Here is a 24,184-nt window from a genome sequence, read left to right as displayed (position 1 = left end):
CTTATTTAGTGTGATTGGTATAAATTCGAAATAAAAAAAACGGCCATCAGATGATGGCCGTTTTTTTTATGTTTTTTGTATTCGCTGAGGCGATTACTTCAACATACCTTCGTTTGCGTTTTCACGGATGTGACGAAGAATGTTTTTAACGCCGCGAGCACTAGAGCCAACAATGTTGCCAGACTTCATGTAATCAGTACCGCCAGCAAAGTCAGTAAGAATCACGCCAGCTTCACGAGCGATAAGGTCGCCAGCAGCAAGATCCCAAGGCTTAAGGCCAAGTTCAAAGTAACCATCAACACGGTTAGCTGCAAGGTAACATAGGTCAAGAGCAGGAGAACCGGTGCGACGGAAGTCAGCTACTTCGGTAAATAGAGAGCTCATGATTTTAAAGTAAGATTCAGAGTGTTGTTTTTGCTTGAATGGGAAGCCAGTAGCAAGCACAGTACCTTGAAGATCTTTAAGTTGTTTTACGCGGATGCGAGAGTTGTTTAGCTGAGCGCCAGCACCGCGTTGTGCAGTGAATAGCTCGTTAAGCATTGGGTCATAAACACAAGCAACTTCTGTTTTACCATTGATGCGAACAGCAATAGATACAGCGAAGTGTGGGATACCCTTAACGAAGTTATTGGTGCCATCCAGTGGGTCAATGATCCATTGAACTGCGTCATCTTTACCAGCAGTCAAACCAGACTCTTCAGCAACAATGCTGTGGTCAGGGTAAGAAGACTTGATGGTATCGATAATCACATGTTCTGCGTCTTTATTGATGTTAGTCATGAAGTCATTTTCGCCTTTTAGCGAGACTTCAATCTTGTCAGCAGTTTCTAGAGATTTCGCAATATGATTGCCAGCTTTTCGCGCAGCGCGAATAGCGATATTTAGCATAGGATGCATAGTTATACCCAACGGATGTTAAAGAACGAAAGCGGTGCGGAGTATAAGCAAGTTCTTGGCAAAAGGGAAGTGGTTATTTTTTGTTCGTGTGTTTTTTTTGCGCCACTATGGGTATGTGATAACATGCTTCGGTTCTAATAAACAGAGGTAAGCTTGATGTTACAAAACGTCAAAGTGGTGTTGGTGGGAACCTCTCACCCAGGAAATATCGGCTCAGCAGCAAGAGCAATGAAAGTGATGGGACTCAAGCAACTGGTGTTGGTTGATCCTCAATGTGAAATAGACGATCAAACCATGGCGTTAGCCGCCGGTGCGGACGATGTGGTGAACAATGCTCAGATCTTTTCTACGATGCAAGAAGCTGTCGCAGACTGCGCCCTTGTTGTCGGTTCTAGTGCGCGTTCTCGCACCTTAAACTGGCCTATGCTTGAGCCGCGTGAGTGTGGCGTTAAGTTTGTACAAGAAGGAACTCATTCACAAGTTGCATTAGTGTTTGGTCGTGAAAGAACGGGCCTGACAAACGATGAATTACAGCTTTGCCAATACCATGTCGCAATCCCTGCTAACCCAGAGTACAGTTCATTAAACTTAGCAATGGCGGTGCAAACCCTTTGTTATGAAGTGCGTATGGCCTTTCTTGAAAGTGACAAAGCTCAGTACCCAGAGAGTGAGCCTGCTGTTTATTCAAGACACAATGAGCTAGAAATGTTCTATCAACACCTTGAAAATGTCCTTGTTGATACCCAGTTTATTGAAAAGGATAAACCAAATCAGGTAATGAGTAAGCTGAGAAGACTGTTTAGTCGTGCTCGTCCTGAAGCCCAAGAAATCAACATTTTACGTGGCGTACTGACCGCAGTACAAAAGGAAATATCGCACAAAAAATAACCGTATTAAGTTTGGGGATAAATACTTGAGTAAATTGGTCAAATAAATACTTGACCGTTTTTGTCGGGTATGGGAGACTTTCCCTATCAAACGTAATCGGAAAGAGTGTGATATGAAGCTTACATCGAAAGGAAGATATGCCGTAACCGCCATGCTTGATGTAGCATTGCATTCTCAGTGTGGCCCAGTACCACTGGCCGATATATCGGAGCGCCAAGGTATATCTCTCTCTTATTTGGAGCAGTTGTTTTCAAAGCTGCGTAAAGCAGGTTTAGTAGCAAGTGTTCGAGGTCCTGGTGGCGGTTATAATTTGGGCAAAGAAGCGCAATTTATCGCTATTGGCACTATTATCTCAGCGGTTGATGAGTCTGTAGAAGCGACTCGTTGTAACGGTAAAGCTAGTTGTCAGGGAGGCGTACGTTGTCTTACTCATACCCTGTGGCGAGATTTGAGTTCTCGAATTAGCGATTTTTTAAACAACATCACCTTAGGTGAGTTGATGCAAGATAATGAAGTTTTAGAAATTTCAGGTCGCCAAGACATGGATTTAGCGTCAAATCATGGATTTAGCTCTAGATCAATTGCAGAAGCCATCGGCATCAATGTCCGCTCATAGAGCAAACAGTTTTACTTGGAGTAAATAATGAAACTGCCAATTTATTTAGACTACTCAGCAACTTGCCCAGTCGATGAACGTGTTGCGAAGAAGATGTTCCAGCATATGACGATGGATGGTAACTTCGGTAACCCAGCCTCTCGTTCACATCGATATGGATGGCAAGCAGAAGAAGCGGTCGACACGGCGCGTGAGAATATCGCAGATTTATTGAATGCAGATCCTCGTGAAATCGTATTTACATCTGGTGCAACCGAGTCTGATAACCTTGCGATTAAAGGTGCTGCGCATTTCTATTCTAAGAAAGGCAAGCACATTATTACTTGTAAAACAGAACATAAAGCGGTTTTAGATCCATGCCGCCAATTAGAGCGTGAAGGCTTTGAGGTAACTTACCTACAGCCAGAACCTAATGGCCTAATTGATCTGAACAAGCTGCAAGACGCCATTCGCGAAGACACCATTCTTGTTTCTATCATGCATGTAAACAACGAAATCGGCGTTATTCAAGACATCACTTCAATTGGTGAAATGTGTCGCGAACGCAAAATTACTTTCCATGTAGATGCCGCGCAATCAGCGGGTAAACTACCTATCGACGTTCAAGAAATGAAAGTGGATCTTATCTCTCTTTCTGCACATAAAGTCTACGGTCCGAAAGGGATTGGCGCACTTTATGTTCGTCGTAAACCACGTATTCGCCTAGAAGCACAAATGCACGGTGGCGGTCATGAGCGTGGTTTCCGTTCTGGCACATTACCGACTCATCAAATTGTGGGTATGGGTGAAGCATTCCGCATCGCTAAGCTAGAAATGGAACAAGATTACCAACACGCACTGGCGCTACGTAACCGTTTGATGGATAAAATCAAAGGTCTTGAAGCCGTTACTGTGAATGGTGATTTTGAGCAACGTGTACCAAACAACTTGAACGTAAGCTTTGCTTTTGTTGAAGGTGAGTCTCTGCTTATGTCATTAAAAGACTTAGCGGTTTCTTCAGGTTCGGCATGTACTTCGGCAAGCCTTGAACCTTCATACGTACTTCGTGCTTTAGGTTTAAATGATGAACTTGCACACAGTTCAGTACGCTTCTCCTTTGGTCGTTACACCACTGAAGAAGAAATCGACCACGCTGCTGAGCAAATTTGCACAGCGGTAACTAAATTACGCGACATATCTCCACTTTGGGATATGTACAAGGAAGGCATTGATTTGGACACTGTAGAGTGGGCACATCACTAATTCCAAGGAAGTAGAGGATTAGAGGACAATATTATGGCTTACAGTGAAAAAGTAATTGACCACTACGAAAACCCACGCAACGTTGGTTCTTTTGATAAAGAAGATCCAAACGTAGGTAGCGGTATGGTAGGTGCACCCGCGTGTGGTGACGTAATGAAACTGCAGATCAAAGTGACCCCAGAGGGCATTATTGAAGATGCAAAATTTAAAACTTACGGTTGTGGTAGTGCCATTGCTTCAAGTTCACTTGTAACTGAGTGGGTAAAAGGCAAAACGGTAGACGAAGCCGCTGCAATTAAAAACTCTGAAATTGCTGACGAGTTAGAGCTGCCACCGGTTAAGGTGCACTGTTCTATTCTTGCCGAAGATGCTATTAAAGCAGCGGTATCAGATTATAAGAAAAAACATCAAGAGTAATAACTAGAGGGGGAGCTCCCCCTCATTGGCAATAAAGGTTGTAGTATGGCCATCACAATGACAGAAACCGCGGCAGAACGCGTTAGAGCTTTTCTAGACAGTCGAGGTAAAGGTTTCGGCTTACGTTTAGGTATAAAGACTACCGGCTGTTCAGGTATGGCGTATGTGCTTGAATTCGTAGATGAAGTAAACGAAGAAGACAGTGTTTTCGAGCATGACGGTGTGAAAGTTGTAATCGATGCCAAGAGCCTTGTATACCTTGATGGTACAGAGTTAGATTACGTAAAAGAAGGTCTTAACGAAGGATTTGAATTTAACAATCCAAACGCTAAGAGTGAATGTGGTTGTGGCGAGAGCTTCAACGTTTAACTAGCGAGTTAAGGCTTGGGCTCGTCATCAGATGGGCCCTCTCTCTTTAAGATATCGAGAGTTTCATTATGAACCACTTCGAACTATTTGGGCTACCGACACAATTTACAGTGGATGGTGGCCTTCTTTCTTCTCAATTTAGAGAATTACAGCGTCGTTTTCATCCCGATAAATTTGCTACCGCTTCCGAACGAGATCGACTCATGGCCGTTCAGAAAGCAGCGACCATCAATGATGCTTATCAAACCCTTAAAAATCCCATCTCTCGCGCAGAATATATCTTGGCCGAAAACCAGCATGATATTCGTGCCGAACAACAAACCATGCAAGACCCTCTATTTTTAATGCAACAGATGGAATTAAGGGAAGAGCTTGAAGAGATCGGTGACAGTGATAGCGCAGAAGACCGGTTGTTTGATTTTGCAGAGAAAGTCTCCAAAATGCACAAACAGCAATTACAAGTTGTTGAGCAGCAATTGAATAATGAAGATTGGGTTGCAGCTGCAGACAGCGTAAGAAAGCTTAAGTTTATCGCTAAATTATTAGTAGAAATTGAACGATTAGAAGAAAGACTACTCGGTTAGTCGTACAAATTATAGGAATGTCATGCCATTACTTCAGATAGCAGAGCCGGGCCAAAGTTCTGCACCACACGAACACAAGCTTGCGGCAGGTATTGACCTTGGTACCACCAATTCACTGGTAGCTTCAATGCGCAGTGGCCAAGCTAGCCCGTTATTAGACTCTGAAGGTCGCGCTATATTGCCTTCAGCGGTGCATTATCAAACTGACAGTGTCAGTGTTGGATATTCAGCTATTGATGCTGCAGAAAGTGACCCGCAAAACACCATTATTTCAGTGAAGCGCCTTCTTGGTCGCTCTGTGGCTGATATCAAGCAGCGCTACCCTAATTTACCGTATTCAATTGTGGATAGTGAGAATGGTTTGCCTATCTTACAAACCAACAATGGCAGTAAAAACCCTATTGAAGTTTCGGCTGATATTCTGCGTAGCTTAGGGCAACGTGCCGAGAAAACATTAGGTGGCGATTTAACCGGAGTGGTCATTACCGTTCCGGCGTATTTTGATGACGCGCAACGAGCAGGTACTAAAGATGCCGCTAAACTGGCGGGCTTAAATGTCTTACGTCTACTAAATGAACCTACGGCTGCGGCTATTGCTTACGGCTTAGATTCCGCCCAAGAAGGTGTGATTGCGGTTTATGATTTAGGTGGCGGCACCTTTGATATTTCTATTTTGCGCTTATCTAAAGGCGTATTTGAAGTGCTCTCTACTGGCGGTGATTCTGCTCTCGGTGGTGATGACTTTGATCATCTTCTTGCCGAGCACATTCAAAATGAAATGGGATTAGACGCGCCAACCGCGGAACAAACCCGTATTTTGCTCAATGCTGCGGCGCGCACCAAAATTGCACTGTCGGATAATGAACAAACTCAAGTCTCGGTACTTGATTGGCAAGGCGTGATCAGCCGAGAAACTTTCGACGATCTGATTCGTTCACTAGTGAAGAAAACACTGATGTCTTGTCGCCGCGCGATTAAAGACGCCGAAGTTAGCACCGATGAAGTGCTTGAAGTGGTTATGGTCGGCGGTTCAACTCGTACCCCTTTAGTGCGTTCAATGGTAGGTGATTTCTTTGATAGAGAGCCACTCACTAGCATTAATCCAGACGAAGTGGTTGCGATTGGCGCAGCCATTCAAGCGGATATTCTAGCAGGTAATAAACCTGACTCAGACATGCTGTTACTTGACGTGATTCCACTTTCTCTTGGCATTGAAACCATGGGTGGCTTAGTGGAAAAAATCATTCCGCGTAACACCACTATTCCGGTTGCTAGAGCACAAGAATTTACTACATTCAAAGATGGGCAAACGGCTATGACAGTGCACACCGTACAAGGTGAGCGCGAGATGGTTGATGATTGTCGTTCTCTAGCTAAGTTTGCCTTAAAAGGTATCCCTGCAATGGCCGCAGGTGCCGCGCATATTCGTGTCACTTATCAAGTGGATGCAGATGGCTTATTGTCTGTTACTGCAATGGAAAAAAGCACCGGTGTTCAATCAGAGATCCAAGTTAAGCCTTCTTATGGCTTGAGCGATACTGAAGTGACTAACATGCTGAAAGATTCAATGGCGTTTGCCAAAGAAGATATGCACGCTAGAGCGTTAGCTGAGCAGCGCGTAGAAGCGGATCGTGTTATTGAAGGTCTAATTGCAGCACTGCAAGCAGACGGCGATGAGTTATTGAGTGAGCAAGAGCGCACCCAACTGCTTAGCGTAATTGAAGATTTGATCGCATTGCGTAATAGTGACAACGCCGATGCAATTGAAGATGGAATTAAGAAGACGGATAAAGCAAGCCAAGAGTTTGCGTCTCGTCGTATGGATAAATCGATTCGCCAGGCGTTATCTGGCCAGTCAGTAGATGATATATAGAGATAAAGTACTATGCCTAAGATTGTAGTTTTACCCCATGATGATCTCTGTCCAGAAGGCGCTGTTTTTGAGGCTAATTCAGGTGAGACAGTATTAGATGTAGCTTTGAAAAATGGCATCGGCATCGAGCATGCTTGTGAGAAGTCTTGCGCTTGCACCACATGTCATGTGATTGTACGTGAAGGTTTTGATTCTCTTGAAGAGAGTGAAGAGCTAGAAGACGATATGTTAGATAAAGCGTGGGGCCTTGAGCCAGAGTCTCGCTTAGGTTGCCAAGCCGTGGTTGCGGATGAAGACCTTGTGGTTGAGATCCCTCGTTATACATTAAATCACGCTTCAGAAGATCATTAATCAATTGTCATAAATAAAGGAGTGCGACATGAAATGGACAGACAGTCGTGATATTGCTATTGAGTTAGTCGAACAGTTTCCTGAAATGGACCCTAAAACAGTACGCTTTACCGACTTACATCAATGGATATTAGATCTAGAAGAGTTTGATGATGAACCAAATCATTCGAATGAAAAAATTCTAGAAGCCATCATCCTTTGCTGGCTAGATGAAGCAGATTAACGGTCTACTTAACATTTATTTAATAAAAATCGGGCCTTTGCGCCCGATTTTTATGTTTTTGGCATTGAGCCTAGGCATAATAGGCTCCATAAGTAAGTTATCAGGCAGGGCTTGCTAGGAAGGGGATCTTACTTTTCATGGCATAGCAGAGTTTCCTCTGTCAGAGGAACTAGGATTCCTGTATCTTGAAAATATATAAGTAAAATATAGGGCAAGGAGAGGTCATGTCGACAGCAATGCAAGTATCATTATCTACAGATAAAGCAGCACCTCAATGGGGCGAAAACGCCGTTCTTTCTCACACAGAGCAAGGTTGCTTAGTCCATATTGGCCAAACTCTTGATTACAGCGCAATTCAAAAAGCAGCGCGTAAATTAGATGGGCAAGGTATTAAAGAAGTCAGCTTAGTAGGCGAGCTTTGGGATCTAGAAACTATCTGGTCTTTTGCACAAAGTTTCCGTAATCCAAAACGTAACAACACACTCGAGTGGCAACCACTGGCTGAAGCGGATGAAAAAGAGCTTCAAGACCGCATTAAAGTGGCTAACTGGACTCGTGACATCATCAACAAGAGTGCAGAAGAAGTTGCACCTCGTCAGCTTGCAACTATGGCTGGTGAACTGATTAAATCAGTAGCCGAAGAAGGTCAGGTAACTTACCGCATTGTTAAAGATAAAGATCTACTAACAGGCGGTTGGGAAGGTATTTACGCAGTAGGACGCGGCTCTGCGCGCACCTCAGCAATGCTACAACTGGACTTTAACCCTACGGGTAACCCAGACGCTCCTGTAATGGCGTGTCTAGTGGGTAAAGGCATCACCTTTGATTCAGGTGGTTACAGCTTAAAACCTTCTCAATTCATGACCGCAATGAAGTCTGATATGGGCGGCGCGGCAACCATCACCGGTGGCCTAGCATTAGCGATTCTTCGCGGCTTAAACAAACGCGTGAAATTGATCCTGTGTTGTGCGGAGAACATGATCTCTGGACGTGCAATTAAACTAGGTGATGTCATCACCTATAAAAATGGCAAAACAGTAGAAGTGATGAACACCGATGCTGAAGGGCGTCTAGTGTTGGCTGATGGCCTTATCTACGCCAGTGAACAGCACCCTGAATTGATCATTGATTGCGCGACATTAACTGGCGCGGCAAAAAATGCATTAGGTAATGATTTCCACGCACTGCTTAGCTTTGACAACGCACTATCGGAGCAAGCATTAGCTTGCGCAGCAGAAGAAAAAGAAGGTCTATGGCCTCTACCTTTGGCTGATTTCCATCGTGGTATGTTGCCATCTAACTTTGCGGATCTTTCCAATATCAGTAGCGGTGATTACTCCCCAGGTGCATCCACAGCAGCGGCGTTCTTATCCTACTTTGTTGAAGATTATAAAACGGGTTGGTTGCATTTTGATTGTGCAGGGGCATATCGCAAGTCTGCCTCAGACAAGTGGGCTGCTGGAGGTACAGGAATGGGTATTCGTACACTAGCAAACCTTCTAAACAATCAATAATTAGAAATTAAGGTCCCTTTGGGGCCTTTTTTTATAGAAACAAAACAACTGTCTTAGACGGTTCAAGAGCTATAAGGAATATAAATGGCCATTGAAAGAACATTTTCTATCGTGAAACCGGATGCGGTAAAACGCAATATCATCGGAACTATTTATCAGCGAATTGAACAAGCAGGTCTACGTATTGTAGCCGCAAAAATGCTACATCTAACCGATGAGCAGGCGGGTGGATTTTATGCCGAACATGCTGAAAAGGAATTCTTTTCGGAGCTTAAAGAGTTTATGACCTCTGGCCCTATTATGGTGCAAGTGCTTGAAGGCGAAGACGCAATTGCTCGTTATCGTGAGTTGATGGGCAAAACTAACCCTGAGCAAGCCGCTTGTGGCACTATTCGTGCTGACCATGCGCTTAGCATGCGTTACAACTCGGTACACGGCTCAGATAGCCCAATTTCTGCAGCTCGTGAAATTGAGTTTTTCTTCCCAGCTTCAGAAATCCATCCAAGAACCTAAAGCTAAAACAGCGACTAGGCCCTAGTTTATTAGGGTCTAGCCTTTAAAACTCAATTCTTCGCTTTCTTCTACTTCGCTCACATAATTGTTGTTGCGGTTGCACAAACACTGTACAATCTGCGCCCCGAGATTTGATGTTCGTTGTTGAGAGGCTCCATGACTAAAGCTAAAGTTAATCTGCTTGATTTTGATCGCCAAGGACTCCGTCAGTACTTCGCTGATGAGTTAGGTGAAAAAGCATTCCGCGCAGAGCAGGTAATGAAGTGGATATACCACTTTGGTTATGATGACTTTGAGAAAATGACCAACTTAAATAAGAAGTTGCGTGAAAAATTGCAACGCCTTACTGAGATCCGTGCTCCGCAGGTGTCTGATGCGCAATACTCTAGCGATGGCACCATCAAATGGGCTATGCGCGTAGGCGATCAAGACGTAGAGACGGTCTATATCCCTGATGGCGATAGAGCCACCTTGTGTGTTTCTTCTCAAGTAGGCTGTGCACTAGAATGTAAATTCTGTTCAACGGGTCAGCAAGGCTTCAACCGTAACTTACGCGTATCTGAGATTGCCGGTCAAATTTGGCGTGCTGCACGTGAAATTGGTATCGAAAAAGAGACAGGCCGTCGCCCTATTACCAACGTGGTAATGATGGGCATGGGTGAACCATTACTGAATATGAATAACCTGATGCCATCATTGAACATCATGTTAGATGATTTAGGCTTTGGCTTATCTAAGCGTCGCGTCACTGTGTCTACTTCTGGTGTGGTTTCTGGTCTTGACCAAATGACAGGTAATATCGATGTGGCGCTAGCGATCTCATTGCACGCCCCAACCAACGAATTACGTAGCCAGATCATGCCAATCAATGATCGTTGGAATATTGAAGAATTCTTAGAGTCGGTACGTCGTTATATTGCAACTTCAAATGCGAACCGTGGCAAAGTGACCGTTGAGTATATCTTGTTGGATCATGTGAATGATGACATGGAGCATGCGAGACAACTCGCAGAATTGCTAAAAGACACCCCAGCAAAGATCAATTTAATACCTTTTAATCCATATCCTGGTTCACCTTATAAGAAGCCAAGTAATTCACGCATTGATCGTTTCATGAAAACCTTGATGCAATACGATTACACGGTAACTGTACGTAAGACTCGTGGCGATGATATTGATGCGGCATGTGGTCAATTAGTCGGTGATGTTATTGACCGAACTAAGCGTACTCAGCGAAACACTGGGGAAGCCATTCCTGTTAAAACTCTATAACAGATATTAAACTAGTTAATTACATGGCGTGAGGTTCCCCGATAATACTTGCCGGGGAACCTTATGTTTAAAGGATTGGTCACACTTTTTTTACTCAGTCTTACTTTCGGTTGTGTTACAGTTGATAGCGAGGCTGGAACCGCGAAATTTAACCCCCTCAAAGCTGCGGATGCTCGTATAGAGCTGGGTATAAACTACCTTGCCCTTGGGTACAATGTCAGAGCAAAGCAAAATCTTGACTTAGCATACCGTTATGCGCCCAATTATGTACGCGCTTCCTCTGCAATAGCCTATTATTACCAGCAAGTATCAGAGCCTAATGTTGCTGATATTTGGTATCAAAAAGCATTAGCCCAATCACCGTATGACGGTACTGTGCTAAATGATTACGGCGTATTCTTATGCCGACAGAAAAAATACAGATCCGCTCAGAAGCAGTTTAAGCAAGCGATAAAACAGACCCGTTATGAGTATGTTGCCGCAAGCTACGAAAATGCAGGTATCTGTGCAATAATGCAGGGCGATTTTAGGCTGGCTGAAACTTATTTTCATAAGTCTTTAGAGTATGAGCCATCACGCTTCCGAAGTCATATTGAGTTGGCCAAATTGTCGATTCACTTCGGCGCATTTAGCGAAGCTCGACAAAGATTGCAAACTATTCACTCAAGGTTTGGTCCAAGAGTAGAAGTGCAACAATTACAAGATGAACTTGATCGCAAATCATCTATGAATTATTGATGGTCGATCCTTAATTTAACTTCCTAATTAGAATGAAGTAATCAAAATAATGAACAAAGACTCAAACAACGTAGAAGAACAGCATTCTGATTCAACCGATGGCGATACGAACACAGCCATGATTGGTGATATTTTACGTGCCAAGCGAGAATCTTTAGGAATCAGCCAAAAAGAGATCGCAGATCGCTTACGGTTGAGATTAGCCATTATACAAGGCATTGAAAGTAACGACTTTCAAGAAGGACAAGTGCATACATTTACCCGTGGATACGTTCGTTCGTATGCGCGCGCGGTGGGTGCTGATGAAAAAGCCATTGTTGAATTACTTGATAGCTCTTTGTTAGTTCAGCCTCATGAAGACAGCATGCAGAGCTTTTCTCAACAGACCAAGAAAAAGAAGCATGATAATAATATTATGAAGCTCACTTGGGGTATTTTTACTATCATCATAGGTATCTCAGCGGTTTGGTGGTGGCAGAGCGAACAAAATACTGACGCTATTGTCAATGATCTTGCGACAACCGAAGTCAGCGCTCCCGTTGATGGCGAAGTTTCAGAGGCAAACGTTGCACCTGAATTAGTTGCCAATCCGCAGCCTGCAAATGAAGAAACAACGTTAGCAAGTGACAGCGACGCAGGTACTCAAGCGGCGACGAATACAGAAAAAGATACCGTGCTGGTGGCGACAGTGCCAAAGCATGAATCAACCACTGAGACTGCCGCAAAAGCAATTGAGAATGCGCCTAAAATTGCGATGAGCTTTACTGCTGATTGTTGGATCCAAATCCAAGATGTCCGTGGTAAGACTCTATGGACTGGCGTAAAAAAAGAAGGACAGAAACTTGAGTTGGACGGTGAAGGTCCTTTCAAATTCGTACTTGGCGCCCCAGAGGTGGTTTCACTTTCAATTTCGGGTGAACCTATCGACCTTTCTAGGTATACTGCGGGCAAAGTAGCACGTTTCACTGCAGAGTAATTATGCATCAAGAATCACCAATAAAGCGTCGCCCTTCGACACGAATCTATGTCGGCGGCGTACCCATTGGCGATGGGGCTCCCATCGCTGTACAGTCGATGACGAACACCCGTACCACGGATGTTGCAGCCACGGTTGCGCAAATCAATGCCTTAGAGAAAGTAGGCGCTGATTTGGTGCGCGTTTCTGTTCCAACAATGGATGCCGCAGAAGCGTTTAAAATCATTAAGCAACAAGTCGAAGTCCCACTGATCGCGGACATTCATTTTGATTACCGAATCGCCTTAAAAGTGGCGGAATACGGGGTAGACTGCCTACGCATCAACCCAGGAAATATCGGCAATGAAAATCGAATTCGCTCGGTAGTCGATTGCGCGCGTGATATGAATATCCCTATTCGTATTGGCGTAAACGGTGGTTCTTTAGAGAAAGAAATTCAAGAAAAGTATGGCGAACCAACAGCCGAAGCGCTGGTTGAATCCGCTATGCGTCATGTGGATATTTTAGATCGTCTTAACTTTGATCAGTTTAAAGTGAGCGTAAAAGCATCGGATGTTTTTCTGGCGGTAGATTCTTATCGACTGCTTGCCACTAAGATTGATCAACCTTTGCACTTAGGTATTACCGAAGCTGGTGGCGCACGCGCTGGTTCGGTGAAATCAGCAGTAGGCTTAGGCATGCTTCTTTCTGAAGGCATCGGTGATACATTGCGTGTGTCACTGGCGGCTGATCCAGTTGAAGAAGTAAAAGTGGGTTTTGATATTCTTAAATCGCTACGCATTCGTTCTCGTGGCATTAACTTTATTGCTTGTCCTACATGTTCACGTCAAGAATTTGATGTGATCAATACGGTCAATACACTAGAGCAGCGACTAGAAGACATCATTACACCTATGGATGTGTCCATTATTGGTTGTGTAGTGAATGGTCCTGGTGAAGCTGAGGTCTCTCATATGGGGATCGCCGGTGGCAATAGAAAGAGTGCTTACTATCTTGATGGCAAACGCCAGAAAGAACGTTTTGATAACGATAATGTCATCGATCAGCTTGAAGCTAAGATCCGCGCTAAAGCGAGTCAACTCGATCCGCAAAATCGCATCGATGTGAACAATATTCAAAAATAAATGTTTCAGGGCGCACGCCCTGACAATATACGGTATTTAATAGTGGCAAAAACAATCCAAGCAATTCGAGGCATGAATGACTGCCTTCCTACTCAATCGCCTCTTTGGCAGAAATTAGAGTCGACAGTTAAGCGTGTGGTCAGCGCATACGGTTACAATGAAGTGCGTATGCCAATCGTCGAAATGACGAACTTATTTAGTCGTGCTATCGGTGAAGTTACCGATGTGGTTGAAAAGGAAATGTACACCTTTGAAGACCGTAACGGCGATAGCCTATCACTACGTCCAGAAGGTACCGCAGGTTGCGTACGCTCTGGTATCGAAAATGGTTTGCTGTACAACCAAGAACAACGTTTATGGTACATGGGACCTATGTTCCGCCACGAACGTCCACAAAAAGGCCGTTACCGCCAGTTCCACCAATGTGGTGTGGAAGTGTTTGGTCTTGATGGCCCTGATGTTGATGCTGAATTGATCATGATGACGGCGCGTTTATGGCGTGAGTTAGGCATCGACAAACACGTACGTTTAGAGCTGAACTCGATTGGTTCTCTAGAAGCGCGTGCTAATTACCGCACTGCATTGATTGAATATCTAGAACAGCACATTGATGTTTTAGATGATGACTGCAAACGTCGCATGTACACCAACCCATTGCGTGTTTTAGATAGCAAAAACGCTGATGTTCAGGCGATTTTAGGTGAGGCTCCACGCCTAGCTGACTACTTAGACCCTGAATCTAAAGCACATTTTGCTGGTTTATGTGAACTTCTCGATGCGGCTGGTATCGAATATCAAGTTAATCAACGCTTAGTGCGTGGTTTAGATTACTATAACCGCACCGTATTCGAGTGGATCACTGAAAGCCTTGGCTCTCAAGGTACAGTATGTGGTGGCGGTCGCTACGACGGACTGGTTGAGCAGTTAGGTGGTAAACCAACTAAAGCAGTTGGTTTTGCTATGGGCTTAGAGCGTCTAGTGCTAATGCTAGAAACGTTAGAGCTTGCTGATGTTCGTCGCTCTGTAGACGCTTATGTTGTGACAGCAGGCGAAGGCACTATGTTAGCGGGAATGAAACTTGCTGAAGAGTTACGTGAGCAATTGCCAGAGCTGCGTGTTATGAATCACTTCGGCGGTGGCAATTTCAAAAAACAATTTAAACGAGCTGACAAAGTCGGTGCTGCAGTTGCGCTAGTGCTGGGCGAAAACGAAGTGTCAGAGAATAATGTCGTAATAAAGGATCTCATCGGCGGTGAACAAATCACTATCGCGCAAGCAGATCTGGTAAACAAACTAAAAGAATTCATTTAAGAGGATCCGTCGTGGAATTGTACGATAGCGAAGAACAACAAGTTGAAGCCATCAAGGATTGGTGGAGAGAAAACGGTAAAGCAGTCGTTTTAGGTGTAGTAATTGGCCTAGGTGGTTTATTTGGCTGGCGTTACTACCAAGATTCAATCGTCACAGGTCAAGAAGACGCAGCGGCTGAGTACGCAGAAACTATTCAAGCACTGAACACTAAAGGTTTAGAAGCTTCTGATGACATTCAAGCCTTTATCAATGCTCACTCTGACCGTGAATACGCGGTACTGGCTGCATTGCAACTTGCACAAGCTCAAGTAGCTCAAGCGGATTACAAGTCTGCTTTGACTCAACTTGAGTGGGCAAAAGCCAATACTAAAGACGAAGCTCTTACGCCGGTTATCGCTTTGCGTGCTGTGCGTGTTAAAGCTGAGCTAGGCGAACTGGATGCAGCAATTGCTGAACTAGACACGCTAAAAGCAGCTGGTTGGGAAGGTCGTATTGCTGAGCTAAAAGGCGATTTATTGCTTCGCAACGGTGATAGTGAAGGTGCATACACAGCATATTCTGCAGCACAACAAGCTACAGATGCTAGCCAAACTATCCAGTTCAAACTTGATGATTTAGCCAAATAGGATCGCTTAGCATGCTAACTAACAAGTGGCTTCGTCGCATACTTCTCACTACATTTACTGTAGCGTTAGTCGGGTGTGCTAGCGAAGAAGACACCATTATTATGGCGCCAGTACCAGTTGTAGAAAGTCAATTTACGCCTTCTGTTGTCTGGTCTACCTCAGTGGGTGATGGTGTTGGACAATACTTTTCAAAGCTGACGCCAGCTTACGCTTATGACAAAGTGTTTGTGGCGAGTCGTGATGGTGATGTGGCAGCATTTGATGCCACCTCCGGTGATAAAGTGTGGTCTGTCGATTTAGAAAAAGATGTCCCAGCTCGTTTGGCCGGTGGCATTAAAGCCTCTTACGGACAGCTTTTCATTGGTTCTGAAAACGGCGAAGTGATTTCGTTAGATGCAGCCACAGGTGAAGAGAAGTGGCGAGTAGAGGTGGATGGCGAAGTCTTATCAGTGCCAGAAACTGACTCAAACCTTGTGCTTGTGCATACTACTCGCGGCGCGTTAGTCGCACTAGATGAAGAAACCGGTAACGAAAAGTGGACTGTGAGTACTGAAGTACCCACTCTGACTTTACGTGGAACCAGTTCTCCGGTTGCGGTTTCTGGTGGTGTATTCTGGGGTACGTCTAATGGTCGTTTAGCGGCGGCACTAGTGGATCGCGGTCAAATGATCTGGCAGCAACCAGTTGGTACACCAAAAGGTGCCACTGAGATTGATCGCTTAGTTGACTCTGATGCTCAGCCACTCGTTATCGGCGGTATGTTATATACTATTGGTATTAACGGTCAGCTGATTGCTATCGACCTTCGTTCTGGCTCTGCGGCATGGAAACGCAACTATTCTTCTGCACAAAATATGGCGACCGATGGTCGTAATATTTACCTAGTGACAGATAAAGATCATATTGTTGCGGTCGATGCTCGCAGTGGTACAGAGCTTTGGGAAAACCGTCAGCTTGAATATCGTTTGTTGACTGGACCTGCGGTTATCGATCGTAAATTAGTGCTTGGAGATAGCGAAGGTTATCTATACTGGCTAGATCGTAATACTGGTGAGTTCATCTCTCAACAGATGGAAGATGATAGCGGATTTGCCGTCGCACCTTTAGAGGTGGAAGATGGTTTTGTTATCACAACACGCAACGGTGACGTTAAAATGATGAAGATCAATTAGATCTCCAGACGTTCCCATAACGTGATATAATTCGCAATTGGCTCTTGACTGGAAACAGTTAAGAGCCGTTTTGTTATTAATTTTAGTGTAGTTATAGGTCATACCCATTCCGATAAATATGTGATCGTACTTACCGATTACATCGATACCTTGTGTTATGTATTAAGGTGCAAACCATTGCTTGCTGTGCAGTAATTGTTTGCTATCGGGTTTGATGAACACTGACTTATCGGAATTGGTATAAGCATATATTTACCAATAATACCAATCACACTAAGTAAGTGATCAGAGCTAGCGCAGGAAAAATGCTCGAGAACAAGGCAGAATTTTTTGATAAGTAGTTATTCTACAATCAAAAATTCTAACGCCGTTATCGAGTATTTTAACAAGCTAGAATGATCAGTTATTTAGTACGATTGGTATAACTACACAACGCTTTTACTTTGAGGTCATTATGGTTCCAGTTGTTGCGCTTGTTGGACGTCCTAACGTAGGGAAATCCACATTATTCAATCGCTTAACTCGTACTAGAGATGCGTTAGTTGCAGACTTTCCCGGTCTGACACGTGATAGAAAATACGGTCGAGCTAAGCTTGGCGAGCATGAGTTTATTGTTATTGATACCGGTGGTATCGATGGCACAGAAGAAGGTGTGGAAACCAAAATGGCAGAGCAGTCGCTAGCGGCGATTGACGAAGCTGATGTGGTTCTGTTTATGGTTGATGGCCGAGCAGGCTTAACCGTTGCTGATGAAGCGATTGCTAAACACCTACGCAAGATTGAAAAGCCAGCGATGCTGGTAGTAAACAAAGTTGATGGTATCGATGCTGACGCTGCGAGTGCTGAATTTTGGCAGTTAGGTGTAGATGATATGTATCAAATCGCGGCGGCGCACGGTCGTGGTGTGACAGCATTGATTGATCGCGCTTTAGATCCATTCGTTGAAGCCCTGTTAAAAGAACAAGGCGAAATTGAAGACCTTACTGGCTTTGAAGACGAAGAAGAACAGCTAGAGTACACCGAAGAAGAAGCAGAAGAAGAATTCAAGCGTCTGCAAGATCAGCCTATCAAACTGGCGATTATCGGCCGTCCAAACGTAGGTAAATCGACACTGACTAACCGTATTTTAGGTGAAGAACGTGTTGTGGTTTACGATATGCCTGGCACGACACGCGATTCAATTTATATCCCAATGCAAAGGGATGAGCGTGAATACGTATTGATTGATACTGCGGGTGTTCGTCGTCGTCGTCGTATTAACGAAACGGTAGAAAAATTCTCAGTGGTAAAAACGCTGAAAGCGGTTGAAGATGCCAACGTAGTATTATTGGTTATCGATGCTCGTGAAAATATTTCAGATCAAGATCTGAGCTTACTTGGTTTTGCATTGAACGCTGGTCGTTCTATTGTGATTGCTGTGAATAAGTGGGATGGTCTTGATACTGACGTTAAAGAACGCGTTAAGAAAGAGCTTGATCGTCGTCTTGGTTTCGTTGATTTCGCGCGTATCCACTTTATCTCTGCATTGCATGGTACTGGTGTTGGTAACTTGTTCGAATCTGTACAAGAAGCGTATAAATCGGCGACAACCCGTGTGGGTACTTCGGTACTTACTCGCATTATGAAAATGGCAACCGACGATCACCAACCACCATTGGTTAGAGGCCGTCGTGTGAAGCTTAAATACGCTCACGCAGGCGGTTATAACCCACCTATCGTTGTTATACACGGTAATCAGGTTAATGAGCTTCCTGCGTCATACAAGCGTTTCTTGATGAACTACTACCGCCGCTCTTTAGAGATCATGGGTACACCAATTCGTATTCAGTTCCAAAGCAGTGAAAACCCATTTGAGGGTAAATCTAGCAAGATGACAATCTCGCAAGAGCGTAAGAAAAAACGTTTGTCACAAATGCTGAAAGGCCGCAGTAGCAAAAAGTAACAGTTACGCTTTATCATTTTTAAAGCCGCTTCGATCGCCGAAGCGGCTTTTTTTTACCCTAAAAAGAGGACAATTACACAAAATCGATATAGGAGATCTTTTTATTTTATTCTTAAAATGCCATTCAAAATACAGAGGGTAGAATAATAATCTTCTGTAAATTGAAAAACAGCATATGTAACTTATGCTTTCGGTGTGTGGTTATATAAATGTTCTTTTTACGGTAGAAGGCTGATCACGAGCAATAAAGTAGAAGATCAAACAAAGATCATGTTAAAGCTGTAATGCGGCGGTTTTGATAGAAGAATAAGCAACAATGAACATAAATTGATGGCTATTTAATCAAACTCATTTTATCTGTGCAAGCTATGTGAAACTATAGGTTATTTTTAAGATAAATTAATGGCTTTGATGAGTAGCATCATTCAACAGTGGAGAGTAGCGAATGACACAAAACATTTGCCCTGAGTGTAATCAAGAACTGCAATGGGATGGTCAGTATTATTGTGCAGGCTGTCAGGCGCACTATAAAAAGTTAGCCTTTTGCCCTGATTGCGATGCGGAGTTGGAAAAACTGCAAGCCTGTGGCGCAGCCAGTTACTTTTGTAATGCCGCTTGCAACGAGCTCAAGTCAAAGTCTCGAGCTCGTGTTGAGTTTACGAGAGTAGAAAGCAGTTAAGATTGCGCCGCGTTTATTGATTGTACGCTTGACGTTACTTCACCATCAGCAAAACGAGTGGCTAAGGTATCACCTTGTTTGAGTTGCGTTGCTTGCGTAACCACTTGGTTATTTTTGGTTGAGATAGAGTAACCACGGCGCATAGTCGCTAACGGGCTTACCGCGTCTAGTTTTTCTGTCAACAACTCAAACTGGTGCCTATCTTGACGAACTTGGCTTTGAATAGCCTTATTTAGTCGCTGTTCTAAATACACTAGATTTTGTTGTTGCTTGGCAATTTTGTTGGCAGGAGCATGCATTTCAAGGCGCATCTGCAAACGAGAAAGACGCTGTTTTATGGCGCTAATTTGTCCAAGCATTGCACGTTTTAATTGCGCCTCTTTTTCATCTAATTGCTGACTTTGTTTTTGCAATTGATGCTTAGGGTGCAGCTTGTCTAATCGATGCTCTTGAATCAAGATTTGTTGCTGCTGCTGTGTCAGATAACGATTCATCGCATTCATCAGTTGCTTTTGCTTGGCAAGCAGACCCTGCAACTTAAAGCTCTGATCTCGGCTAACTAGCTCAGCGGCGGCCGATGGTGTCGCGGCGCGCATATCTGCCACAAAATCTGCAATTGTCACATCCACTTCATGACCCACGGCACTGATTATTGGAATTTGGCTAGAGGCAATGGTTCGCGCCACTATCTCGTTGTTAAAACACCAAAGATCTTCCAATGAACCGCCGCCACGACCGACAATCAATACATCACATTCATTGCGCTCATTGGCTAGGCCAATCGTCTGGGCAATGCTAATGGAAGCACTTTCCCCTTGCACCATAGTTGGGTAGATGATCACCGGTAGGCTAGGATCGCGTCTTTTCAATACTTGTAGAATATCGTGTAAAGCAGCTCCAGTAGAGGAGGTGACGATACCAATGCATTTTGGGTGTTCTGGTAATGGCAGTTTATTCGACTGGGCAAACAGGCCTTCAGCGGCCAATTGCATTTTCAGCGCTTCAAACTGCTGCTGCAGACGACCATCGCCTTCAGGCTGCATAGATTCAATGATCAGCTGATAATCACCACGCGGTTCATACAGCGATAAGCGCGCCTTGACTAAAACTTGCTTGCCGTTTTCAGGGCGGAAAGTCACACGACGATTATTGCCACGGAACATGGCGCACTTCACTTGGGCACGGGAATCTTTAAGAGTTAGATACCAATGTCCAGACACTGGAGATGAAAAATTGGAAATTTCACCGATAAGCCAAACCACTCCCATTTCATTTTCTAGGAGTAAGCGCACTTCAGCATTGAGGCGTGAAACAGTAAAAATATTATTGGATTGCGGGGAGGGCAAATTGACGCTCTTCAGACATGGGTATGGAAGATAGCTCCAATATAATACACAGCAATAGGTAAAAGGCAAATTAAATTTCAAAAAATGAGTAGCAAAACGATTGCGCTCTGCGTATAATCCATCCGCAATATCAATTCCAACTATTTAATACAGCCCGTATAAATGATTGGTTTCCTTACTTTACCACCTCTATTGTGAGATATTGCAAATGTTACGTATTGCCAAAGAAGCGCTGACCTTCGACGACGTCCTACTGGTTCCAGCTCACTCCACCGTTCTCCCAAATACAGCGGATCTTCGCACCCGCTTGACGAAGAATATCAATCTAAATATCCCAATGATTTCTGCATCTATGGATACAGTTACAGAAGCTCGCTTAGCTATCGCATTAGCTCAAGAAGGCGGAATTGGTTTTATTCACAAAAACATGCCTATTGCTTTGCAAGCCGAAATGGTTCGCCAAGTTAAAATCTTTGAAGCGGGCATCGTTTCTGATCCTGTTACTGTTCGTCCAGAACAAACCATTGATCAAGTGCTTAAGCTTACTGAAAAACACGGTTTTGCCGGTTTCCCGGTAGTGACTGACAGCCAAGAGCTTGTGGGCATCATTACTGGTCGTGACATTCGCTTTGTGACTGACATGAGCAAAACAGTGTCTGAAGTGATGACTCCTAAAGAGCGTCTAGCAACAGTAACTGAAGGTGCATCTCCTGAAGAAGTTCAAGAGAAAATGCACGAAGCTCGCGTTGAGAAAGTATTAGTTGTGAACAACGAGTTCAAACTACGCGGCATGATCACTGCAAAAGACTTCCATAAAGCAGAACGTAAACCAAACGCTTGTAAAGATGAGCGTGGCCGTCTACGTGTAGGCGCTGCAGTTGGCGCAGGTGCTGGTAACGAAGAACGTGTAGCCGCTCTTGTAGAAGCTGGCGTTGACGTGCTACTTATCGACTCTTCTCACGGTCACTCTGAAGGCGTACTAAACCGCATTCGTGAAACTCGCGCCGCTTACCCTGATCTAGAAATTATCGGTGGTAACGTAGCTACTGGCGCAGGCGCTCGTGCGCTAATCGACGCAGGTGTTAGTGCAGTTAAAGTGGGCATCGGCCCGGGTTCAATCTGTACTACTCGTATCGTTACTGGTGTTGGTGTTCCTCAAGTGACTGCAGTGGCAGACGCTGCTGAAGTTGCTGCAGAATTTGATATTCCAGTTATTGCTGACGGTGGTATCCGTTTCTCAGGTGATATCTGTAAAGCTATCGTAGCGGGCGCATCTTGTGTGATGGTAGGTTCTATGTTCGCGGGTACTGAAGAAGCACCGGGTGAAGTTATTCTTTACCAAGGTCGTTCATACAAGTCTTACCGTGGTATGGGTTCTCTTGCAGCTATGTCTCAAGGCTCATCTGACCGTTACTTCCAAACAGATAACGCAGCAGACAAACTCGTTCCTGAAGGTATCGAAGGTCGCATCGCTTACAAAGGTCGCCTAAAAGAAATCGTTCACCAACAAATGGGCGGTTTGCGTTCTAGCATGGGTCTAACTGGCTCTGCAACTATCGAAGATATGCGTACTAAAGCTGAGTTTGTTCGTATTTCTGGCGCTGGTCTGAATGAATCACACGTACACGACGTGCAGATCACCAAGGAAGCTCCAAACTACCGCCTAGGTTAATTTTGCGTCGATGAATCCCTTGAGTTCAAGGGATTCAACTTAGCAAAAACCAACCTAACTGCCTCTATTTATAGGGGTAACAGATTATTTAAAGTTTTGGAGGCCATTTGCCTCCATCCATCTAATACTATTGAGATTTCTAAATGACAAAGAATATCCACGACCAACGTATTTTGATCCTAGATTTTGGTTCTCAGTACACTCAACTTGTCGCGCGTCGCGTTCGTGAAATTGGTGTTTACTGTGAGCTATGGAGCTGGGATGTAGAAGAAGCGGATATCCGTGAATTTAATCCTGACGGCATCATCCTTTCTGGTGGTCCAGAAAGTGTAACCGAAGCAAACTCTCCTCGCGCTCCTCAATATGTTTTTGATTCTGGTGTTCCTGTATTGGGCGTATGTTACGGCATGCAAACAATGGCTGAACAACTTGGCGGCAAGGTTGCAGGTTCTAACGAACGTGAGTTTGGCTATGCACAGGTTAAAGTTGTTGAAGAATCCTCTCTATTCCAAGGTATTGAAGACGCTATTGCTGAAGACGGCAACGCACTGTTAGATGTGTGGATGAGTCACGGTGATAAAGTAGTCGAAATTCCTTCTGACTTTACTAAGATTGCCGAAACAGAAACTTGTCCGTTTGCTGCGATGGCAAATGAAGAGAAGAAATACTACGGTGTTCAATTCCACCCAGAAGTAACGCATACTCGCCAAGGCGCACGTATGTTAGAAAACTTCGTTATCAACATCTGTGGGTGTGAAAAACTGTGGACATCACAATCAATCATCGATGATGCAATTGCTCGTATTAAAGAGCAAGTGGGCGATGATGAAGTGATTCTAGGCCTTTCTGGCGGCGTTGATTCTTCTGTTGTGGCTATGCTAGTTCACCGCGCTATCGGCGACAAACTGACTTGTGTATTCGTTGATAACGGCCTGCTTCGTTTGAACGAAGGCGAGCAAGTGATGGATATGTTTGGCGATCACTTCGGATTAAACATCATCAAAGTGGAAGCGGAAGACCGTTTCTTAGACGCACTGAAAGGTCAATCGGATCCAGAACAAAAACGTAAGACTATCGGTCACGTATTTGTCGACGTATTTGATGAAGAATCGAAGAAGCTGAAAAATGCTAAATGGCTAGCGCAAGGTACTATCTACCCTGACGTTATCGAATCTGCGGCTTCTAAAACAGGTAAAGCGCACGTGATTAAGTCGCACCATAACGTGGGCGGTTTGCCTGACGATATGGAAATGGGCTTAGTTGAACCATTGCGTGAACTGTTTAAAGATGAAGTACGTAAGATTGGTCTAGAGCTAGGTCTGCCATACAACATGCTTTACCGTCACCCATTCCCAGGTCCTGGTCTAGGTGTTCGCGTTCTTGGCGAAATCAAAAAAGAATACTGTGATTTGCTACGTCGCGCCGATGCTATCTTTATTGAAGAACTGCACAATGCCGATCTTTACCACAAAGTATCGCAAGCCTTTACAGTATTCCTACCAGTACGCTCAGTTGGCGTAATGGGCGATGGCCGTAAATACGATTGGGTTGTATCGCTACGTGCTGTAGAAACCATCGACTTTATGACTGCGCATTGGGCACATCTGCCATACGACTTCCTAGGTAAGGTTTCAAACCGCATTATCAACGAAGTAGACAGTATTTCACGTGTTGTTTACGATATTTCAGGTAAACCACCTGCAACTATCGAATGGGAATAAGCCTGCGCTTTTCTCGTTTTAGATAATCAGTGATACAAAAACCCGTGAGCCAGTTTAGTCTTACGGGTTTTTTTATTGTGACGCAAAATTAGGACATATAGCGGTAGGCGTGCGAAAA

24 protein-coding genes are annotated in these 24,184 nt (G+C 44.3%); 22 read left to right on the top strand and 2 right to left on the bottom strand.

Going from position 1 to position 24,184, the window contains the following annotated elements:
* Positions 1-93 precede the first annotated feature (93 nt).
* Positions 94-897 carry an inositol-1-monophosphatase gene (gene suhB, locus QV280_RS10100; protein ID WP_152819496.1) on the bottom strand — a complete coding sequence of 268 codons (804 nt, stop codon included), beginning with the start codon at positions 895-897 and terminating at the stop codon, positions 94-96.
* Positions 898-1,053: 156 nt separating this feature from the next.
* Between suhB and trmJ the strand changes: the two genes are divergently transcribed.
* The 20 genes from trmJ (at position 1,054) to QV280_RS10000 (ending at position 19,327) form a co-directional block, all read left to right on the top strand.
* Positions 1,054-1,785 carry a tRNA (cytosine(32)/uridine(32)-2'-O)-methyltransferase TrmJ gene (gene trmJ, locus QV280_RS10095; RefSeq protein WP_152819497.1) on the top strand — a complete coding sequence of 244 codons (732 nt, stop codon included), beginning with the start codon at positions 1,054-1,056 and terminating at the stop codon, positions 1,783-1,785.
* A 112-nt stretch (positions 1,786-1,897) separates the two neighbouring features.
* Positions 1,898-2,401, top strand: coding sequence for a Fe-S cluster assembly transcriptional regulator IscR (gene iscR, locus QV280_RS10090; RefSeq protein WP_023405582.1), 504 nt, complete (start codon positions 1,898-1,900; stop codon positions 2,399-2,401).
* A 27-nt stretch (positions 2,402-2,428) separates the two neighbouring features.
* On the top strand, positions 2,429-3,643 hold the full coding sequence (locus QV280_RS10085; protein WP_152819498.1) for an IscS subfamily cysteine desulfurase: 1,215 nt from the start codon (positions 2,429-2,431) through the stop codon (positions 3,641-3,643).
* 33 nt (positions 3,644-3,676) lie between these two features.
* Complete coding sequence (gene iscU, locus QV280_RS10080; RefSeq protein WP_023405584.1) at positions 3,677-4,060, top strand: Fe-S cluster assembly scaffold IscU; 384 nt, start codon at positions 3,677-3,679, stop codon at positions 4,058-4,060.
* Positions 4,061-4,105: 45 nt separating this feature from the next.
* The gene (gene iscA, locus QV280_RS10075; RefSeq protein ID WP_023405585.1) at positions 4,106-4,429 is read left to right on the top strand and encodes an iron-sulfur cluster assembly protein IscA; all 324 of its coding nucleotides are present in this window, start codon (positions 4,106-4,108) and stop codon (positions 4,427-4,429) included.
* Between the two features lie 68 nt (positions 4,430-4,497).
* A complete protein-coding gene (hscB, locus tag QV280_RS10070) occupies positions 4,498-5,013 on the top strand; it encodes a co-chaperone HscB (RefSeq protein WP_152819499.1) in 516 nt (171 codons plus the stop codon).
* 22 nt (positions 5,014-5,035) lie between these two features.
* On the top strand, positions 5,036-6,886 hold the full coding sequence (gene hscA / locus QV280_RS10065; protein ID WP_152819500.1) for a Fe-S protein assembly chaperone HscA: 1,851 nt from the start codon (positions 5,036-5,038) through the stop codon (positions 6,884-6,886).
* Between the two features lie 12 nt (positions 6,887-6,898).
* Positions 6,899-7,237, top strand: a complete 339-nt coding sequence (gene fdx / locus QV280_RS10060) for an ISC system 2Fe-2S type ferredoxin (protein ID WP_023405588.1) — start codon at positions 6,899-6,901, stop codon at positions 7,235-7,237.
* Positions 7,238-7,265: 28 nt separating this feature from the next.
* Complete coding sequence (gene iscX / locus QV280_RS10055) at positions 7,266-7,460, top strand: Fe-S cluster assembly protein IscX (protein ID WP_023405589.1); 195 nt, start codon at positions 7,266-7,268, stop codon at positions 7,458-7,460.
* 224 nt (positions 7,461-7,684) lie between these two features.
* Positions 7,685-8,974, top strand: a complete 1,290-nt coding sequence (gene pepB / locus QV280_RS10050; RefSeq protein ID WP_152819501.1) for an aminopeptidase PepB — start codon at positions 7,685-7,687, stop codon at positions 8,972-8,974.
* Between the two features lie 84 nt (positions 8,975-9,058).
* Positions 9,059-9,487, top strand: coding sequence for a nucleoside-diphosphate kinase (ndk, locus tag QV280_RS10045; protein WP_023405591.1), 429 nt, complete (start codon positions 9,059-9,061; stop codon positions 9,485-9,487).
* A gap of 156 nt (positions 9,488-9,643) precedes the next feature.
* Complete coding sequence (locus tag QV280_RS10040; RefSeq protein WP_023405592.1) at positions 9,644-10,759, top strand: bifunctional tRNA (adenosine(37)-C2)-methyltransferase TrmG/ribosomal RNA large subunit methyltransferase RlmN; 1,116 nt, start codon at positions 9,644-9,646, stop codon at positions 10,757-10,759.
* A 63-nt stretch (positions 10,760-10,822) separates the two neighbouring features.
* On the top strand, positions 10,823-11,497 hold the full coding sequence (gene pilW, locus QV280_RS10035) for a type IV pilus biogenesis/stability protein PilW (RefSeq protein ID WP_023405593.1): 675 nt from the start codon (positions 10,823-10,825) through the stop codon (positions 11,495-11,497).
* A gap of 49 nt (positions 11,498-11,546) precedes the next feature.
* Positions 11,547-12,473: a RodZ domain-containing protein gene (locus QV280_RS10030; RefSeq protein WP_152819502.1), complete on the top strand. Its 927-nt coding sequence runs from the start codon at positions 11,547-11,549 to the stop codon at positions 12,471-12,473.
* 2 nt (positions 12,474-12,475) lie between these two features.
* Entirely contained in the window at positions 12,476-13,597 is a 1,122-nt protein-coding gene (gene ispG, locus QV280_RS10025) for a flavodoxin-dependent (E)-4-hydroxy-3-methylbut-2-enyl-diphosphate synthase (RefSeq protein WP_152819503.1), read from the top strand.
* Between the two features lie 42 nt (positions 13,598-13,639).
* Positions 13,640-14,908: a histidine--tRNA ligase gene (hisS, locus tag QV280_RS10020; protein ID WP_261822952.1), complete on the top strand. Its 1,269-nt coding sequence runs from the start codon at positions 13,640-13,642 to the stop codon at positions 14,906-14,908.
* A gap of 11 nt (positions 14,909-14,919) precedes the next feature.
* The gene (locus QV280_RS10015; protein WP_367869514.1) at positions 14,920-15,534 is read left to right on the top strand and encodes a YfgM family protein; all 615 of its coding nucleotides are present in this window, start codon (positions 14,920-14,922) and stop codon (positions 15,532-15,534) included.
* Positions 15,535-15,545: 11 nt separating this feature from the next.
* Positions 15,546-16,706 (top strand): outer membrane protein assembly factor BamB, encoded by a 1,161-nt coding sequence (bamB, locus tag QV280_RS10010; RefSeq protein WP_152819505.1) that lies wholly within the window; start codon positions 15,546-15,548, stop codon positions 16,704-16,706.
* A gap of 454 nt (positions 16,707-17,160) precedes the next feature.
* Positions 17,161-18,648: a ribosome biogenesis GTPase Der gene (der, locus tag QV280_RS10005; protein ID WP_152819506.1), complete on the top strand. Its 1,488-nt coding sequence runs from the start codon at positions 17,161-17,163 to the stop codon at positions 18,646-18,648.
* Positions 18,649-19,093: 445 nt separating this feature from the next.
* The gene (locus tag QV280_RS10000) at positions 19,094-19,327 is read left to right on the top strand and encodes a zinc ribbon domain-containing protein (protein WP_152819507.1); all 234 of its coding nucleotides are present in this window, start codon (positions 19,094-19,096) and stop codon (positions 19,325-19,327) included.
* Here QV280_RS10000 and xseA read toward each other — a convergent pair.
* Complete coding sequence (xseA, locus tag QV280_RS09995; protein ID WP_152819508.1) at positions 19,324-20,673, bottom strand: exodeoxyribonuclease VII large subunit; 1,350 nt, start codon at positions 20,671-20,673, stop codon at positions 19,324-19,326. The two genes, QV280_RS10000 and xseA, sit on opposite strands and share 4 nt — an antisense overlap.
* 208 nt (positions 20,674-20,881) lie before the next feature.
* On the opposite strand from xseA, the gene guaB reads away from it, so the two are divergent.
* Complete coding sequence (gene guaB, locus QV280_RS09990; RefSeq protein WP_023403786.1) at positions 20,882-22,345, top strand: IMP dehydrogenase; 1,464 nt, start codon at positions 20,882-20,884, stop codon at positions 22,343-22,345.
* A gap of 143 nt (positions 22,346-22,488) precedes the next feature.
* A complete protein-coding gene (guaA, locus tag QV280_RS09985) occupies positions 22,489-24,066 on the top strand; it encodes a glutamine-hydrolyzing GMP synthase (RefSeq protein ID WP_023403787.1) in 1,578 nt (525 codons plus the stop codon).
* Positions 24,067-24,184 lie beyond the last annotated feature (118 nt).

This window comes from Vibrio sp. B1Z05 (assembly GCF_052955985.1).
Note: the sequence above shows the minus strand (reverse complement) of the source record. Positions and strands in the feature narration are given on the sequence as shown.

Excerpts from the sequence above, each read along its gene's own strand:
- suhB (WP_152819496.1), bottom strand. The coding sequence starts at position 897 with ATGCATCCTATGCTAAATATCGCTATTCGCGCTGCGCGAAAAGCTGGC.
- trmJ (WP_152819497.1), top strand. The coding sequence starts at position 1,054 with ATGTTACAAAACGTCAAAGTGGTGTTGGTGGGAACCTCTCACCCAGGA.
- iscR (WP_023405582.1), top strand. The coding sequence starts at position 1,898 with ATGAAGCTTACATCGAAAGGAAGATATGCCGTAACCGCCATGCTTGAT.
- QV280_RS10085 (WP_152819498.1), top strand. The coding sequence starts at position 2,429 with ATGAAACTGCCAATTTATTTAGACTACTCAGCAACTTGCCCAGTCGAT.
- iscU (WP_023405584.1), top strand. The coding sequence starts at position 3,677 with ATGGCTTACAGTGAAAAAGTAATTGACCACTACGAAAACCCACGCAAC.
- iscA (WP_023405585.1), top strand. The coding sequence starts at position 4,106 with ATGGCCATCACAATGACAGAAACCGCGGCAGAACGCGTTAGAGCTTTT.
- hscB (WP_152819499.1), top strand. The coding sequence starts at position 4,498 with ATGAACCACTTCGAACTATTTGGGCTACCGACACAATTTACAGTGGAT.
- hscA (WP_152819500.1), top strand. The coding sequence starts at position 5,036 with ATGCCATTACTTCAGATAGCAGAGCCGGGCCAAAGTTCTGCACCACAC.
- fdx (WP_023405588.1), top strand. The coding sequence starts at position 6,899 with ATGCCTAAGATTGTAGTTTTACCCCATGATGATCTCTGTCCAGAAGGC.
- iscX (WP_023405589.1), top strand. The coding sequence starts at position 7,266 with ATGAAATGGACAGACAGTCGTGATATTGCTATTGAGTTAGTCGAACAG.
- pepB (WP_152819501.1), top strand. The coding sequence starts at position 7,685 with ATGTCGACAGCAATGCAAGTATCATTATCTACAGATAAAGCAGCACCT.
- ndk (WP_023405591.1), top strand. The coding sequence starts at position 9,059 with ATGGCCATTGAAAGAACATTTTCTATCGTGAAACCGGATGCGGTAAAA.
- QV280_RS10040 (WP_023405592.1), top strand. The coding sequence starts at position 9,644 with ATGACTAAAGCTAAAGTTAATCTGCTTGATTTTGATCGCCAAGGACTC.
- pilW (WP_023405593.1), top strand. The coding sequence starts at position 10,823 with ATGTTTAAAGGATTGGTCACACTTTTTTTACTCAGTCTTACTTTCGGT.
- QV280_RS10030 (WP_152819502.1), top strand. The coding sequence starts at position 11,547 with ATGAACAAAGACTCAAACAACGTAGAAGAACAGCATTCTGATTCAACC.
- ispG (WP_152819503.1), top strand. The coding sequence starts at position 12,476 with ATGCATCAAGAATCACCAATAAAGCGTCGCCCTTCGACACGAATCTAT.
- bamB (WP_152819505.1), top strand. The coding sequence starts at position 15,546 with ATGCTAACTAACAAGTGGCTTCGTCGCATACTTCTCACTACATTTACT.
- der (WP_152819506.1), top strand. The coding sequence starts at position 17,161 with ATGGTTCCAGTTGTTGCGCTTGTTGGACGTCCTAACGTAGGGAAATCC.
- QV280_RS10000 (WP_152819507.1), top strand. The coding sequence starts at position 19,094 with ATGACACAAAACATTTGCCCTGAGTGTAATCAAGAACTGCAATGGGAT.
- guaB (WP_023403786.1), top strand. The coding sequence starts at position 20,882 with ATGTTACGTATTGCCAAAGAAGCGCTGACCTTCGACGACGTCCTACTG.
- guaA (WP_023403787.1), top strand. The coding sequence starts at position 22,489 with ATGACAAAGAATATCCACGACCAACGTATTTTGATCCTAGATTTTGGT.